The 16,835-nt window shown below is 31.2% G+C and carries 17 protein-coding genes; all 17 read left to right on the forward strand.

Features of this window, described 5'->3' with window-relative positions; all coding sequences use genetic code 11:
• The first annotated feature begins 83 nt into the window (after window positions 1–83).
• The 17 genes from ACSSV5_RS07725 to ACSSV5_RS07805 all read left to right on the forward strand — a co-directional run bounded on the left by ACSSV5_RS07725 (window position 84) and on the right by ACSSV5_RS07805 (window position 16,663).
• Window positions 84–599: a transcription termination/antitermination NusG family protein gene (locus ACSSV5_RS07725; protein WP_211065264.1), complete on the forward strand. Its 516-nt coding sequence runs from the start codon at window positions 84–86 to the stop codon at window positions 597–599.
• Window positions 600–845: 246 nt separating this feature from the next.
• Window positions 846–1,385, forward strand: a complete 540-nt coding sequence (gene rfbC / locus ACSSV5_RS07730; protein ID WP_454245424.1) for a dTDP-4-dehydrorhamnose 3,5-epimerase — start codon at window positions 846–848, stop codon at window positions 1,383–1,385.
• A 25-nt stretch (window positions 1,386–1,410) separates the two neighbouring features.
• Window positions 1,411–2,499 (forward strand): non-hydrolyzing UDP-N-acetylglucosamine 2-epimerase, encoded by a 1,089-nt coding sequence (gene wecB, locus ACSSV5_RS07735; RefSeq protein WP_454245425.1) that lies wholly within the window; start codon window positions 1,411–1,413, stop codon window positions 2,497–2,499.
• A 15-nt stretch (window positions 2,500–2,514) separates the two neighbouring features.
• Window positions 2,515–3,972, forward strand: a complete 1,458-nt coding sequence (locus tag ACSSV5_RS07740; protein ID WP_454245426.1) for a lipopolysaccharide biosynthesis protein — start codon at window positions 2,515–2,517, stop codon at window positions 3,970–3,972.
• A 427-nt stretch (window positions 3,973–4,399) separates the two neighbouring features.
• Window positions 4,400–5,260 carry a formyltransferase family protein gene (locus ACSSV5_RS07745; RefSeq protein ID WP_454245427.1) on the forward strand — a complete coding sequence of 287 codons (861 nt, stop codon included), beginning with the start codon at window positions 4,400–4,402 and terminating at the stop codon, window positions 5,258–5,260.
• Entirely contained in the window at window positions 5,257–6,408 is a 1,152-nt protein-coding gene (gene rffA / locus ACSSV5_RS07750; RefSeq protein ID WP_454245428.1) for a dTDP-4-amino-4,6-dideoxygalactose transaminase, read from the forward strand. Before ACSSV5_RS07745 ends, rffA begins: the two co-directional genes overlap by 4 nt.
• 122 nt (window positions 6,409–6,530) lie before the next feature.
• On the forward strand, window positions 6,531–7,679 hold the full coding sequence (locus ACSSV5_RS07755; RefSeq protein WP_454245429.1) for a TDP-N-acetylfucosamine:lipid II N-acetylfucosaminyltransferase: 1,149 nt from the start codon (window positions 6,531–6,533) through the stop codon (window positions 7,677–7,679).
• Window positions 7,680–7,762: 83 nt separating this feature from the next.
• Window positions 7,763–8,998 (forward strand): EpsG family protein, encoded by a 1,236-nt coding sequence (locus ACSSV5_RS07760; protein WP_454245430.1) that lies wholly within the window; start codon window positions 7,763–7,765, stop codon window positions 8,996–8,998.
• Entirely contained in the window at window positions 8,995–10,092 is a 1,098-nt protein-coding gene (locus tag ACSSV5_RS07765; protein ID WP_454245431.1) for a hypothetical protein, read from the forward strand. The genes ACSSV5_RS07760 and ACSSV5_RS07765 overlap by 4 nt, the downstream gene beginning before the upstream one ends.
• A gap of 161 nt (window positions 10,093–10,253) precedes the next feature.
• On the forward strand, window positions 10,254–10,622 hold the full coding sequence (locus ACSSV5_RS07770; RefSeq protein ID WP_454245432.1) for an acyltransferase: 369 nt from the start codon (window positions 10,254–10,256) through the stop codon (window positions 10,620–10,622).
• On the forward strand, window positions 10,619–11,788 hold the full coding sequence (locus tag ACSSV5_RS07775; RefSeq protein ID WP_454245433.1) for a glycosyltransferase: 1,170 nt from the start codon (window positions 10,619–10,621) through the stop codon (window positions 11,786–11,788). Before ACSSV5_RS07770 ends, ACSSV5_RS07775 begins: the two co-directional genes overlap by 4 nt.
• A gap of 33 nt (window positions 11,789–11,821) precedes the next feature.
• Complete coding sequence (locus ACSSV5_RS07780) at window positions 11,822–12,901, forward strand: hypothetical protein (RefSeq protein ID WP_454245434.1); 1,080 nt, start codon at window positions 11,822–11,824, stop codon at window positions 12,899–12,901.
• Window positions 12,886–13,653 carry a hypothetical protein gene (locus ACSSV5_RS07785; protein ID WP_454245435.1) on the forward strand — a complete coding sequence of 256 codons (768 nt, stop codon included), beginning with the start codon at window positions 12,886–12,888 and terminating at the stop codon, window positions 13,651–13,653. The genes ACSSV5_RS07780 and ACSSV5_RS07785 overlap by 16 nt, the downstream gene beginning before the upstream one ends.
• 22 nt (window positions 13,654–13,675) lie before the next feature.
• Window positions 13,676–14,848: a glycosyltransferase family 4 protein gene (locus tag ACSSV5_RS07790; protein WP_454245436.1), complete on the forward strand. Its 1,173-nt coding sequence runs from the start codon at window positions 13,676–13,678 to the stop codon at window positions 14,846–14,848.
• Window positions 14,841–15,449 (forward strand): sugar transferase, encoded by a 609-nt coding sequence (locus ACSSV5_RS07795; RefSeq protein WP_454245437.1) that lies wholly within the window; start codon window positions 14,841–14,843, stop codon window positions 15,447–15,449. Before ACSSV5_RS07790 ends, ACSSV5_RS07795 begins: the two co-directional genes overlap by 8 nt.
• A gap of 2 nt (window positions 15,450–15,451) precedes the next feature.
• Window positions 15,452–16,054 (forward strand): acetyltransferase, encoded by a 603-nt coding sequence (locus ACSSV5_RS07800; RefSeq protein ID WP_454245438.1) that lies wholly within the window; start codon window positions 15,452–15,454, stop codon window positions 16,052–16,054.
• A gap of 6 nt (window positions 16,055–16,060) precedes the next feature.
• Entirely contained in the window at window positions 16,061–16,663 is a 603-nt protein-coding gene (locus tag ACSSV5_RS07805) for a sugar transferase (protein ID WP_454245439.1), read from the forward strand.
• The last annotated feature ends 172 nt before the right edge of the window (window positions 16,664–16,835 follow it).

Below are 16,835 nucleotides of genomic sequence, written 5' to 3' on the forward strand. Positions count from 1 at the left end.
TTATTTAATTTTTATTAATTTTGCACTAACTAATCCAATCCTTTTGAAGTTCAATATTAATCTTAGTATCAATTATTATTTATATGGCTCAATCTAAGCCACAGTATATAAAGGCAAACCCAAAAGTATCATCTTCAAAACATTGGTTTGTGATTTATTGCAAACCCAATACAGAGAAAAAAACCGCTCAGCACCTATCGGAAATAGGCATAAAAAACTATTGCCCTACCCAAACTGTTGTAAGACAATGGAGCGATAGAAAAAAGAAGATAAACATCCCGGTCTTGCCTTCTATGGTTTTGGTTTACATCAATGAAAAAGAGAGAAACAGTGTGTTTCAAGTCACAACAGTGATGCGATATTTATTTTGGTTGAACCAACCCGCAAAAGTAACAGAAACCGAAATTGATAATCTTAAAAAAGCCTTGTCAAGCAATTACAAAGGCATTGATATAAAACAGATTAGTCCTAATAGCTCTGAAGTCAAATTAAAAGGATTTGGGATAGAAGAGAAAGATGGACAAATAAAATACAAAACCAAGTCGCATTATTATATATATTTAAATCGGCTTGGTTATTTGATTAAGGTCAAACGGTAGCATCTTAATCATCTTATAATCAAAATTTTAGCGATTTCAAATGGGACTCGCTTTGGCGAAGCCGTGCCAAGTAGCGAGATAAAATGTTAGCCTGTTTTAAAAAGTATGATTTTACTTAAAAAATTAAAAACACACTGTCGTAGTGCAAAATTTTAAATAAATTACACAATAATTTTGTAATCAGAAATATTTGAGCCTTGCCAAATACTGGTGAAATAGAGAAAACATAAATCATTTTATTTAACAATGCATATTACTAAAACCAACTTGAACAATTGCCTAATTATTCAGCCCGATATTTTTAAAGATGAAAGGGGCTATTTTTTTGAAAGTTTCAATCAGCAAAGGTTTGAAGAAGCTACAGGCATATCACCTCATTTTGTTCAAGACAACGAATCTCAATCGCAATACGGCACCATAAGAGGCTTACACATGCAAACTGGCAAGTGGTCTCAAGCCAAACTCATCAGAGTCATCAAAGGGAAAGTTAAAGATGTGGTGATAGATATGAGAAAAGATTCACCGACGTTTAAACAAAAATTTGAAATTGAATTGTCTGAAGACAACAAAACACAACTCTACGTGCCAAAAGGCTTTTTGCATGGCTTTTCTGTGTTAAGTGAAACAGCCATATTTTCTTATAAATGCGATAACTATTATCACAAAGCTGCCGAAACAGGCGTCAATCCTTTAGATAAAACCTTAAACATCAATTGGGGTGTTTCAGCAGAGGAAGCTATTATTTCGGGTAAAGATAAGGAAGCAAGAGGGTTTGAGATTTTTTAGATTAACATCTAGTTTATAAAAAATTATGAAAATTACAATTATAGCTGGTGCAAGACCCAACTTTATGAAAATCGCACCGATTATTCATGCGTTTAAAAAAGCTAAAAGTCAAGACAAAAATATCAACTACAGGCTTGTACACACAGGTCAGCACTACGATGAAAAAATGAGTGAAACTTTTTTTAGGCAACTCAATATACCCAAACCTGATATCAATTTAGCTTGTGGTGGCGGGAGTCAAGCTCAACAAACGGCAGCGATTATGTTAGCTTTTGAAAAAGAGCTTTTGACCCATCACAGTGATTTAGTAATGGTTGTTGGCGATGTTACTTCAACAATGGCTTGTAGCATTGTGGCTAAAAAACTTAATATTAAAGTTGCCCATGTGGAAGGAGGAATCCGTTCTTGGGATCGTAGCATGCCAGAAGAGATTAACCGAATGCTTACTGATAGTATTACCGATTTGTTTTTTACCACATCGACCTTAGCTGGAAAAAATTTAATTAATGAAGGTCATCAAGCTGATCAAATACATTTTGTAGGTAACGTGATGATTGATACACTGCGTGCCAATGAGAAGCGTTTTAAGCAACCTGAAGTTTGGGACATTCTAAGCCTAAAAGCTAAAAACTATTTAGTGATGACTATGCATAGACCTGCCAATGTAGATGAAGAAGACAAGTTAAAGGCCTTTATCAAAAGTATTGACCAAAATACCAATGGTATGGCTGTCGTTTTTCCCATTCATCCACGGACCAAAACAATTTTGGAAAAGGCTGGTATTCAAATGAAACATATACACTTAATAGAACCTTTAGGCTATTTAGAATTTAATTATTTGGTAAAACATGCCAAAGGTGTTTTGACTGATTCAGGTGGGATTACCGAAGAAACTACAGTCATGAATGTGCCATGTATAACCCTTAGGGACAATACAGAACGACCTGAAACTGTAGATATAGGCACCAATGAATTGGTTGGTACGAACCCTCAAAAAATAAAACCTGCCCTTGAAAAACTTTTAAATGGGGATTGGAAAACAGGACAAATACCAGAAAAATGGGATGGGAAAGCGGCGGAGAGGATTGTGGATATAATTAGTAAATTATACTAAAAGATATTAATACTATTGATTGATAAACTAAAGCATAAAAAACAAACCATATCAGGTCTGAGGTGGACAGTTTTAAATCAAGTCATTACACAAGCAGTATCATTTGGTTTAGGTATATTTTTAATGACCTTACTACCACCAACATCTTTTGGTTTATTAGGTATGGTAACAGTATTTAGTGGGTTTTTATCTGTATTCAAAGACTTTGGATTAGGTTCATCAATAATTCAACGAAAAAACATAACCAATCAAGACTTAGATACAGTGTTTTGGGTAACTGTTGCACTTGGAGTTTTTTTAACAATCCTCTTGATGGGATTATCTCCAATCATTGCAACCTACTACAAAGAACCTAAACTTGTTAATATATCAATAGGGCTTTCTTTTTTGTTTATTATTCAATCACTTTCAAGCATTCATTTAAGCTTGCTCAAAAAGAAAATGCGTTTTAAATTTTTATTTAAAATCAATGTTACTGCAACACTTTTAGCAGGGATTACTGCCTTAGTGATGGCTTATTTAGATTATGGAGTCTGGGCTCTCGTAGCACAGCAGTTAATAAATGCTACTCTACTTACAATATTACTTTTCGCCTATAGCAACTATACTCCTAAAATTCAATTCCACAAAAAAATATTGAATTCTCATATGAAATTTAGTGTTCCATTAGTAGGTCGTGGTTCAGTAAATTATTGGGCCAGGAATGCAGATAATTTTTTAATAGGCAAATTCCTAGGTGCTGAACTTCTTGGAATATATACGAGGTCTTATTCAATCATGATGCTACCAGTCTCAAGAATTAGTGGTGTAATTTCATCTGTGATGTTTCCATCACTTTCTATAATTCAAGATGATAAAGAAAGGGTTAATACCATTTTTTTAAAAATAACTAGAACTATAGCATTTATCACATTTCCTTTAATGGCTATGTTAGCTCTTTCAGTAGAAAATTTCGTAAAGTTATTTTTTACAAAAGAATGGTATCAAATGATACCTATTTTACAAATATTAGCTAGCGTTGGAGCCATACAATCATTAGGCACATTGAATGGCAATATTTTTTTATTGAAAGCTAAAACCAGTTTAGACTTTAAACTTACCTTATTTAATAGCATAGTTTATGTAATCGTTTTTATTATTACTAGTCAATATAATTTAATGCTTTTGGTTTCTGCTTATTTAATAGCTAGCGTAACTTTAATTGTAATCAATTGGATTTTTGTAGCAAGAATAATGAATTTAAGCTTTTATCAAATTGTCATTAATATTTTACCTCACATAATTTTTTACTCATTGATAGTGATAAGTGGGCTAGTTTTTATTGATTTACAATTTTTTAATACTAATTTGTTAAATTTAATTTTAATTTTAATTTATGTTGCAATAATTTGGACACTAATGTTTTTTTTGTTTCAAAGAAAAGAATTGTTTGGTATAATAAAAATCGTCAAAAGTTTTATTTTAAAGAATTGAGAATTATACACCTAACAACGAACGAAAAGTTTATCGATGAAGCAATGTTTATATATAATAAAGCATTTTCAGATCAAAATCAACTTTTGTTTTTAAAACCACTCGCCAATCCACCAACAAAATACATTAGTCAATCTGAAATTTATAAAGAACTTGTAAAAAATAGACATCCCCTGACTCAAGTTATGGTATTAACAAAAAATGCTGATTGGATAATTGTATATAAACTTAATGAAACTGAGGAAAATTTATACACTCATGGGACACAAGTAAAATTTTATATGTGGTTTGGGATGTTATGTTTTTTCGACAAAGGAAATAACCAATAATATTAAATTAAAAAACTTAGAACCGCAAATAAAAAACAATATTTACTTAAAAATAGTTTATCTTCATCAATATTAATAAAAATTCTTAAAAATAAGATATGGTAAATTTATACTTATTAGGAAAAAAAGGTTTTATCGCATTAGAAAAACTAAATAAAACACATCTGAATTTAATAAGTTATGTTATTGTTGGATACGATAAGAGTGTTGTAAATGATTATTCTGATGATATCATAAGAAAATGCAATGAGCTTAATTTAAGTTATGGTCTGCAAAACAAAACTTATACTAATCCAGCTATGTATAGTATAGCTATTGGGTGGAGATGGCTGATAAACGACAATTCGAATTTAATTGTTTTTCACGATTCAATCCTACCTAAATATAGAGGCTTTAATCCATTAGTTACAGCTTTAATTAATGGAGACAATGAGATTGGTGTTACTGCATTAGAAGGGGCGAATGATTATGATAGTGGTAATATCATAAAGCAAGAAAAAATTTCAATTGATTACCCAATTAAAATAAAAAAAGCTATTGATTTAATATCTTTATGCTATGCGAAACTACTTAATTCTATATTAGAAAAAATTACATTAAAGGAAATTAAAACTTACCCCCAAGATGAATCATTAGTCTCTTTTAGTCTTTGGAGAGATGAAGAAAACTATAAAATAGATTGGTCACTTGATGCGAAAGTAATAAAAAGATTTATTGATGCTATCGGTTTCCCTTACAAAGGGGCGTATTCAATAGTTAATAATCAGAAAATTATTATAAGAGACGCTCAAGTTGTTGAAGACGTTAAAATTCCGATAAGAGAAATGGGCAAAGTTATTTTTAAAGATAAAAAATCATACACTATTGTTTGTGGCAAAGGTTTATTAAAGGTGATGAAGTTTTTCGATGAAAACGGTAGTGAAGTTAATTTAAAAAAATTTAGAATAAGATTTAAGTGAAGAATTATATCGTACCTTTTAACAAACCCTACCTATCAGGTAAAGAAACTGCTTATGTTGAGGATGCTGTAGCATCGGGCAAAATATCAGGAAACGGCAAATATACCCAAAAATGCCAAAAGTTTTTTGAAACAAAGTATGGGTTTCAAAAAGCCTTACTTACCACATCTTGTACTGATGCATTAGAAATGGCGGCTATTTTGATAGACATAAAATTTGGCGATGAGGTCATAATGCCATCTTATACTTTTGTAAGCACTGCCAATGCTTTTGTCTTACGAGGTGCAAAAATAGTGTTTGCCGACTCACGTGCTGATCACCCAGGAATAGATGAGTCTAAAATTGAAGATTTAATTACTCCAAAAACCAAAGCCATTGTTCTTGTACATTATGCAGGTGTTGCGTGTGATATGGATGTTATCATGCAAATTGCCAATAAACATAATATCTACGTCATAGAAGATGCCGCTCAAGCTATAGATAGTTATTATACCAGTAAAGATGGTGTTAAGCGTGCATTGGGTAGTATTGGTCATTTAGCAGCCTTTTCCTTTCATGAAACGAAAAACATCATTTCTGGTGAAGGAGGCCTACTAGCTATAAATGATGAGCAATTTATAAATCGAGCAGAAATTATTTGGGAAAAAGGCACCAATCGTTCTGCCTTTTTTAGAGGGGAAGTTGATAAATATGGATGGGTAGATATTGGGAGTTCATTTCTTCCTTCTGAAATTATTGCAGCTTTTCTTTGGGCACAGCTTGAAAATATAGAAGACATTCAAAATCGCAGAAAAGAAATATGGGAAGATTACTATCAAAATTTAAGTAAGTGGGCTAAAGAAGAAAACGTAATGTTACCTTATATACCAAAATATGCTACCAATAATGCACATATGTTTTACATGGTTTTTGATAAAACTGCAAATCGCTCAAGATTTATTAGTCATATGAAAAAGAATAACATACTATGCGTTTTTCATTATTTAAGCTTACATAATAGTCAATTTTATAAGCATAAACACGACGGCAGAAAATTAGTCTTATCAGATTATTATTCAGAAACTTTAGTAAGATTACCTATGTTTTATGAATTAGATGAAGAAAAAGTAATCAACTCAATAGTCAAGAATACCAAAAAAAACACTTAACCTTTCGCATTTGCTTTATCTAAAAATCACATACTTATTAAATCAGCCAAGTTAGTCGAACTTATTTTTTTATCAAAAACTAATAAACATAAGAACCTTTAATTAAGTATAATCAATTATAAATGAAAATTGTTCACTTTACAGTCGATGAAAAATTTATAAATGGGGCAATGTCAACATTTGAGCTAGCTTTTCCTAATCAAAATGAATTGTATTTGCTTAAGCCAAAGTCAAACCCAGTTACAAAATACATTAATGCTAAATATATTACTAAAGAATTTGTTTATACCAATAAAATTTTAAAAAAATATCAGTCTTTAGCAAAAAAAGCTGATTGGGTTGTGATACACGGTATGAATCAAACATGGGCTAATTTGATGTTGACTATTGGGACAAAAAAATTTATAAATGTAGTATGGGGAGCTGAAGTCTATGACAATCCTTTTTTATATAAAAAAGAGACTTTAGGTAGTGAAACGATGAGACTTAAAAATTCAAATTCTAATGTAGATTTAAGAGAGGGCATCAAAAATATTTTAAATTCAATAGGTTACAAAAAATATAAGTCCAAAAAAAACATTCAAAAACTTATAAAAAAAGCATATGGAGAAACGCAAAATCTTGCTATGCTTTACGAGGAGGAATTTAAAATATATGTTGATAATAATATTTTATTAAAATCAGTCAATTTTTTAAAATTTGGATATTATCCAATTGAATATTTTGCCAAGAACCTCAATATAAATGCAACATTAGGTGATAATATTTTAGTAGGTAACTCTAGCTCTTACACAAACAATCATTTAGAAATTTTTAAAAAGTTAAGTCATCTATCAATAGGTGACAAAAAATTAATTGTCCCTTTAAGTTATGGTGATCCAATTTTAAGACAACAATTGATAGAAAAAGGAAATAAAGTATTTAATACTAATTTTTTTCCCATATTAAAATTTTTGCCGTTAGGAGAATACAACAAATTAATACAGTCTTGTAATATTGTAATTATGAATCATTACAGACAGCAAGCTGTTGGTAATATAATTAGTGCGGTTTACATAGGAGCAAAAGTTTTTTTAAACACAGAAAATTCAGCTTATTTATACTTAAAAAATCTAGGTTGTCATATATACAATATTGAAAAAGACCTTAACAACGATGAAGGTTTAAAAGGTTTGTCTCAAAAGCAAATTGAGCATAATCGTTTTTTGTTAGAAAAAGACATTAATCAAAAACAATTAGCTGATAATCTAATTTCATTTTTGAAAAATTAAATTAAAAATTAGTTTTTAAATTCAAAATAATAATCCTCCTAAATCTATATTTTTAAAGATCAAAAGAAAACCTAAACAGTTCAATGCAGCATTGGAATAAAGAAATAAAAACAGATAAGGCAGCAAAAGCTATTTTATTTATTCTAAACCCCATACTTGGTGTTCTGTATTCTTTCAAAAGAATTAACACAAAATCATCTTATTTGGTTTTTTTTTTATTTGCTATTGTTTTTGGGCTTTCCTTTACAGTACAATCTGGAAAAACAGTAGCAAATCAATTTGATGGTGCATCTTACAGAGAAAAATTTGAAAGATATATTGCTTATGGAGAGGTATTATATTTTACAAGGCTAAAAGAGTATTTAGAATTTGAAGATGGAGATAAAGATTTCTATTTTGACACGTTTGCCTTTTTTATATCTAAATTAACACATAATTATCATGCCTTATTCTTTGTCCTTGCAATAGTTTTTGCATATTTCGCTTTAAAATCATTCCGTTTTTTAACAGCTGAACCTAACTTTACTTCATCGCTAAGTTGTTTTATTTTAGCTTATTTATTTATGATTAATCAGATATTCAACATTAATGGAGTGAGATTCTGGACAGCTGCTTGGATAGGCATTTATTGCGTATTTCAAGTCTTTAAAAATGGTAACAAAAGATATTTATGGCTATCTATACTGACTCCTTTTGTTCATGGTGCCTTTTGGATATTTGTAGTTCTTTTAGTTTTTGGTTTTTTTTTTAAAAAACTTAACCATAGATTATGGGTTTTTTTATTTTTAATAAGTTTCCTTGCTTCTAATCTTTCAGTAGAACTAATTAAAGTTGTTGTTGATTATTTGCCACAATTTTTATCTAAAACAGCTGAAGCTTATATTGATAAAGATTACATACAAGAACGTGAAAATGTGGGGTCGGGTTTTATATGGGTAGCAGAGTTTTTTAAATTTTTAGTTAGATTTTATATGAATATATTAGTTTGGTTATTTATAAAAAATTCTAAGATGATTTTATCAAATCCAAAAACTAGTAGATTATATCCATTCTTATTAATCTGGATGGTGTTTGTTAACTTTACTATGCCTGTTCCGTCTTTAGGCGGAAGGTTTATGATGCTAGCTTATCCGATGATAGCTTATATTTGGTTAGTAAATTTTAAAGGGATTAAATATCAACGTATTTTATTAGCTATGCCTTTAGTTTTTATCTTTTCATTTTATACACAATTTATTTTGTACTCTAAGGTTTTAGAACCTAAATTTTACATTTCAAGTCCTTTCTATTTAATTTATAAATATTTGATTGCAGTATGAAATCACTAAAAATAGTTATAATTTCAAAAAACTGCTATCCTGCATTAGGGCCTAGAGCACACAGAACAACAGAACTTGCAAAAGAACTAGTGAGAAGAGAACATCAGGTAATTGTTTACGCGTTACTTGGAAATTATGATTATTCCCAATATAGCAAAGAAACTGGGGTAACTTTTAAGAATTTAGGGGTTTCTAAGTTGGGCGTAACAGACAATACTGGATACTATAACAAAACAATATGGGCAAAAGGATTAAGAAAGCTTTTTTCTAAATGGTTAGAAGTGCCTAATATTGAGTTGATACCAATGGTGAAAAAAGCTTTAAAAAAAGAAAATAATATCGATTATTTAATAACAATTGCACACCCTCATACTATCCATTGGGGGGCAGCGAGTTATATTAAAAGGCATAATAAAATAAATTTTTGGGTAGCAGACTGTGGCGATCCTTATATGAAAGACCCATATAATTTTAGACCTAAATACTTTTCTTATTTTGAAAAAAGTTGGGGTAAGTTATGTGATTATATTACTGTGCCTCTTGAAGAGGCAAAAAATGGTTACTATCAAGAATTTTATGAAAAAATAAAAGTTATACCCCAAGGTTTTCAATTTAATGATTTAAAATTGACAAATTACACCAAGAATAAAGTACCAACTTTTGCTTTTTCGGGTAAAGTTTATCCTGGGTTAAGGGATCCAAGTAATTTTTTGAGTTATTTAATTACCCTTAAAACAGATTTCCGTTTTATTTTATATTCCAAACACAACCATATTTTTGAACCCTACATAAGTAAGTTAGGGGAAAAACTTGAAATTCGTAATTATGTTCCAAGGGAAGAATTATTATTTGAGCTGTCTAAAATGGACTTTTTGATCAATATCAAAAATGTATCAGCAGTACAACAGCCGAGTAAACTCATAGATTATGCACTTACAAAACGACCTATTTTGGAAATTACTTCAGAATTTAAAGAAATTGAAAGCTTCAATCAATTTATAAAAGGAAACTATACAAATCAATTAGTTTTTAAAAACATAGATCGTTATAATATTAAAAATGTAACATGCCAATTTTTGAATCTATATAATTAAGGATTATGAAAAGGAAACTTTGTCTTATTTTATATTATGGTTTCGCTCGATACTTACCAAAAAGCAACTCCCCTTTTGGTGGTAAATTATTTAAGAAGTTTCGTTACATATTATGCAAAAATATTTTTGAATATTGTGGAAAAAACGTAAATATACAACGAATGGCTTTTTTTGGTACGGGGCAACATATTAGAATCGGTAACCATTCTGGTTTAGGTATCAATTGTAGAGTACATAATAACACAATTATTGGTAATAATGTAATGATGGGGCCAAACTGTTATATGATGGCAAATACACATCTTTTTGATCGCACAGATATACCGATGAGAAAACAAGGTCGTAAACCAACTCAAGACCAAGTTATCTTTGGTGATGATGTTTGGATAGGTCGAGATGTGATGATTATTGGCTCTAAAAACATTAAAAAAGGAAGTATTGTAGGTGCAAGATGTGTGTTGACTAAAAACTTTCCTGAGTATTCTATTGTTGGTGGCAACCCTAGTAAACTTATCAGAAGTAGGAAATGAAAATAGCCAGAATATTTATGGGAGATATTTACAATCGAAAAGGCAAGTTTAATAATGTCATAGAACGTATTAAACATTTACAACAAGTAAACGAAGTTAAATCTGATATCTATATCATACAATATAAATATACATGGTCATTTAGGTGGTTTCAAAGTGTACCTAAAAAAAATGAAGATAAAAGTGCAACTATAGATGGTATAAAACTAAATATTTTATGGGTTAAATTTTCTTTATTTGAATACCTACTCACTTATAAATTGAGATTAAAAGATATTGCTTGTAAAAAACAAATGAATAAGTACGTTGATGTATTTAAAAATTACAACATACTGGCTACTCACGATTTACTAAGCTCATTCTTGGCATCATCGGTAAAGAAAAAATATAAAACTCCTTTTGTAGTGACTTGGCACGGCTCTGATATCAACAAGTACCCTTTTAGAAGTAAAGTAACATTCAATACAATTAAATTCTTATTAGGTTACGCTGATTACAACTTTTTTGTAAGCAAAGCCTTAATGAAAAATTCAGATAAAATCACAAAAATTGATAAAAAAAGCCATCTCTATTCTGGTCCTGCTGACAACTTCTTCAGAAAACCTAATGAAGAAATTGACTGGCTCAATAAAAAGTCACAAATCACATCTAAGAATGTAGTAGGCTTTATAGGTAACCTAGAATCTATAAAAAATGTACTTACATTACCCAAAATATTTAAAAGTATTCAAAACAAGGTCGAAGATATAACATTTGTCATTATTGGTGATGGTCGGCAAAAACAACAGCTTAGAGAATCTATAAAATCTCAAGGCATATCAAATATTATTTTTACAGGAAAAGTAGAACCTGAAAAAATACCAAATTACTTGAACACATTTGATGTCTTACTATTACCCAGCTTAAATGAAGGAATGCCAATGGTCATTCTTGAGGCCCAGGCCTGTGGGGTGCACGTTGTAGGCTCAGATGTAGGTGGGATTCCAGAAGCAATTGGGAAAGAAAATTGTTTTTCTTTGAATCAGGATTTTGAAAAGAGTGTAGCAGAAAGAACCATAGATTTGTTGACTCAAAATATAACTCCAAGAAAGCTACCTGATGAGTTTTCTTGGAATAAGACGTTAGAAAAAGAGATGGAAGTTTATCGTAACGTTTTAAAGGATTAGTCATCATATTTATAAAAAATACTTATTGATAAAATGAAAAATGAACAAATTTTATATGTACCAGAAATCGATATTTCGATTGATGATGGTTCAGGTATTAATGAAAGAAATTTTGTTCGAGCTTTGCTTGAAAAGAAGATTAATGTACTTATTCCAAAACCTAAAAATAGAGAAGTTATAAATAATTTATTTAGTTATGATAGCTTAAAGACCACATATCACTTAAATAGAAGAAATCCTTTTGATTATTTATACTTTATTTTTAAGAAAAACTATGATATTTATAAAATCAATAAGCATAAAAACATTGGTGTAGTTTCTTTTAGAATGGGTCTTATTCCCTTAGATATATACTTAACAAAAAAGATACTGAAGAGAAAAGTATATTTAAAGCATCTAACATTTATGACTTCTTCACAAACAAACAATATTTTTCTAAACATTGCTGGAAAAATACGATTGAGGTTTGTAAATAAAAATTACATTGATGGGTGCGACACCCCTTCATATATGACAAAACAAATAATTGAGAAAGAGTATGGGGTTAGCAATGTTTTTATTGCAAGAAATGGAACATCCAAAGTAGCATTTATTAATAAGGAAGTAAAAAGAGAAAAAGATTACATTTATATTGGTAGATTAAGTAAAGGTAGGAATACAGATAAATTACTTGAAGCATTTGCAAAGAGTAATAAAAACATAGATATTTATGGTTTTGGGGAAATGGAAAGTTTAGTGAGAGGATTTTCGAAAAAATGTTCAAATATTAATTTTTATGGAAAAGTTCCCTATACACAATTAACGAAAATACTATACCAATACAAGTATGGTATAGATTTAACTTACGTTGATACGGAATTTGGTAAAGCCTCGTATTCTCAAAAAATAGCACAATATCTGTCATTTGGATTAAACGTTTTGGCGATTGACTGCGTTGATAATGAATACATAAAAGAAAATAATTGTGGAGTACTATATAACGTGGATTCAAATTCGCTTATTGAAATTGTTAATTCTTATGAATACAGAAAAATTGATTTATTAAAAATTGAAGATGCAATATATAGTGATAAAATCGTCAATCAATTAATAGAGTTTTGGAAACAAAAATAATATACATTGCAGGTTACGGTAGAAGCGGTTCTACAATTCTTGATATAGTATTATCGAATTCAGGTAATGGGATAACAGTTGGGGAAATTAGCAATGTTTTCGATGAGTTAAATAACACAACAAATAAGTATTACGCCGATAAATTAGTCTCTACTGTTAAAGAATTAAATCTATCAAATGAAGAAATATACAATATTAGAGAAGCAGACAAAAACTTTAATAAGATTAGCCCAAACTATACTGCTTTTTGGTTACTTTTTTTTCAGAAGATAAAAGAGTATCAAGATATCCATTTTTTTGTTGATTCTTCAAAAACAACTTGGCGTACATTATTTCGTCCAAACAACTTAAATAAATCTGGGTTTGATGTTTATATTATTTTTTTAAAAGCTTCCTATCTCAAGGTTTGGAAATCTGCACTTAAAGGTTCGAATAAAGCCCTTCAACATTCAGATAAAAAAAATAAAAAGCATTATCTGTTTGCAGTAAAGTCAGTTTTCTCAAAATTTTTAATAGATTTATTTACAGAAATATTTTATTCAAACAAGAAATATAATCTATTGAAGATTAACTATAGCGACTTCATAAATAACACACTAAAAACTTCGAATAAAATTTCAAATCATTTCAAAATTGATTTCATCGGTTTAGATGATAAGATAATTCGAAACGAGTTTTTAGTTAAAGGAGGCTATTTGGGTAATAGATTGAGGAAAGAGAATTCAATTATTAAGATAAAAAAGAATGATTAATTTTTTTTAGGAATTTTATTTTATGCCTAATCCCAAACTCCTCCGCCTCACCACAGTACCACTGTCGCTACAGTATTTAATCAAAGGGCAGTTGAGGTTCATGAGTCAGCATTTTAAAGTCTTGGCCATGTCGTCTGGTCCAAAAGAAGAGTTAGGAAAAGTTGCCACTCACGAAAATGTAGAGGTCAGGGAAGTCCATATGACACGGCAGATTACGCCTTTTCAAGATATAATTTCATTACTTCAACTCATCCAGGTTTTCCGTAAAGAAAAACCAACAATAGTTCACACGCATACACCCAAAGCGGGAATTTTAGGAATGCTAGCCGCAAATATCGCTGGTGTGCCCTTACGTTTGCATACGGTGGCGGGTTTGCCACTTATGGAGGCAAGTGGTATAAAACGTAAAATTTTAGACGCTGTAGAAAAGCTAACTTATACCTGTGCCACACGGGTTTATCCCAATAGCAAAGGCTTAGAACAGTTTATACTTCAGCATAAATACGCACCAATTAATAAACTAAAACTCATCGCCAATGGCAGTTCCAACGGCATCGACACTACCTATTTCAGTCCAGCCCATTTTTCAGAACAACAAAGCCAAGACTTAAGACAGCAATTAGGCATTCAAAAAGAAGATTTTGTTTTCATTTTCGTCGGTCGTTTAGTCAGCGATAAAGGCATTAATGAATTAGTCAGTGCGTTTAAGTCCCTTTCCTTTGGAGAGGGATTTAGGGAGAGGCTCCTACTGGTTGGTCCCCTAGAATCCGAACTCGACCCGTTATTACCCGAAACGCTTAAAGAAATAGAAGTTAATCCCAACATCATCACCACAGGCTTTCAAGACGATGTCCGTCCTTATTTTGCGATGAGTGACGCCTTAGCATTTCCAAGTTACCGCGAAGGTTTTCCCAATGTCGTGATGCAAGCCGGCGCGATGGGTTTGCCGAGTATCGTCAGTGATATTAATGGCTGTAATGAAATTATAGAAGAGGGAAAAAATGGTTTAATTATTCCCGCTAAAGACACAAAAGCTTTACAGCGTGCTATGATAAAATTAATAAAAGACCAAAATCTATATGAAAAGCTTAAAAGCAATTCCAGGGAGATGATTACCTTACGCTATGAACAAAGGTTGGTTTGGGAGGCAATATTAGAAGAGTATAATCAATTAGTCAAAAACAAAAATGTATAGATCAGCTCTAAAACCCATATTCGATTTCTTTTTCGCTCTTACCAGTTTACTAATACTCAGCCCGATTTTCCTTATCGTTACAATCGCCCTGTTATTTGCTAACCAAGGGCAAGCTTTCTTCCTTCAAAAACGACCAGGGAAAAACGAACGCATCTTCAGCATCATCAAATTCAAAACCATGAATGATAAAACAGATAAAAACGGGAATTTATTACCTGATGCAGAACGTTTGACTGCTGTAGGAAAGTTGGTTAGAACAACGTCTCTTGACGAAATACCGCAACTGATCAATATACTCAAAGGTGATATGAGCTTAATCGGGCCTCGACCCTTACTGCCAGAATATTTACCCTTATACAATAATAAACAAAAAAAACGCCACCAAGTCAGACCAGGTATTACTGGTTGGGCACAAGTTAATGGTAGAAACACTGTTAGTTGGCAAGATAAATTTGAGTTAGATGTGTATTATGTCAATCATTTAAGCTTTAAATTAGATTTAAAAATTATACTTTTGACCTTCAAGAAGGTTTTTAAAAGAGAAGGCATTAGTCAGACCGGAGAAGCTACTGCAGAAAAATTTAAAGGAAACCCATCATGAGTATGATTCAAATATACGGTGCCAGTGGTCACGCTAAGGTGGTTTTAGACTGTCTTTTAAGTCAAGGTGTTTCAGAATTTTATATCATTGATGATGATCCTAGGATAAAGTCAATTCTAAATTTTGAAGTTCATCAAACTCATAAAGCTAAACCTATACAAAGCATAATCGCGATTGGGAATAATTATACCAGACAAAAAATCAGTCAGACTTTAGATTTTAATTACACAAAAGCCATACACAAAACGGCTTTAGTCTCTAATTTTTCATCTATAGATAAAGGTAGTGTTGTTTTTGCTTATGCTGTGGTCAATGCTAATTCAAAAATTGGACAACACTGTATCATCAACACCTCTGCTGTTGTAGAACACGATTGTATTGTCAATGACTATGTGCATATTTCACCTAATGCCACGCTTTGTGGTGGTGTTAGTGTGGGTGAGTTAAGTCAAGTTGGTGCTGGTGCTGTTGTCAATCCTGGAGTTTCAATAGGCAAAAACACTATTATTGGAGCAGGTGCTGTTGTGACTAAAGACGTTCCTGATAATGTGGTGGTGGTTGGCAACCCTGCAAAAGTTATTAAGACCATAAACAAAAAAATATAATGATTTGTGAGCCTTAATAGTAAACAGAAATTTATTAAAAGAGCAATAGACCTAGGGCTTTCAGTTTTAGGTTTAATTGTTTTATGGCCTTTTTTTTTAGTATTGTTTATTTTCACAAGTCTAGACACAAACTCTTTTGGATTAATTGCACAGACGCGCATCGGTAAGGGAGCTAAACCTTTTAAATTACTTAAATTTAAAACCATGCGAGACACTGATCAACCGCAAAACTATATCACAACCCTAAACGACCCGCGCATCACAAAATTCGGTCGCTTTTTACGCAAAACCAAACTCGATGAAATCCCTCAACTTTGGAATGTACTCATTGGCGATATGAGTTTAGTCGGTCCACGACCCGATGTGCCAGGTTATGCTGATCAACTTCAAGGTCAAGATAGAATAATTCTTTCCGTAAGGCCAGGTATCACAGGCCCAGCATCTCTAACTTTTAGAAATGAAGAAGAAATTTTAGCCCAACAAAAACATCCAAAACAATACAACGACGAAGTCATTTGGCCCAAAAAGGTAAAAATCAATAAAGCTTATGTTGAAAACTATAGCTTTTTAAACGACATAAAAATCATCGTCAAAACTATTTTTGGATAAAAAATGAAGTAAAACACTACTATTACAAAAGCCACGAATGCACAAATGAGATTTGAAATATGAAGAATCCCTCAGTAAACCCAAAACCCTCTTGTCATTCCGAGGTAAACGCAGTGACGAGGAATCTCCCAGTGAACCAAAAACCCTCTTGTCATTCTAAACGGAGCCTGCG

It is taken from the genome of Psychroflexus sp. MBR-150 (genome assembly GCF_053628795.1).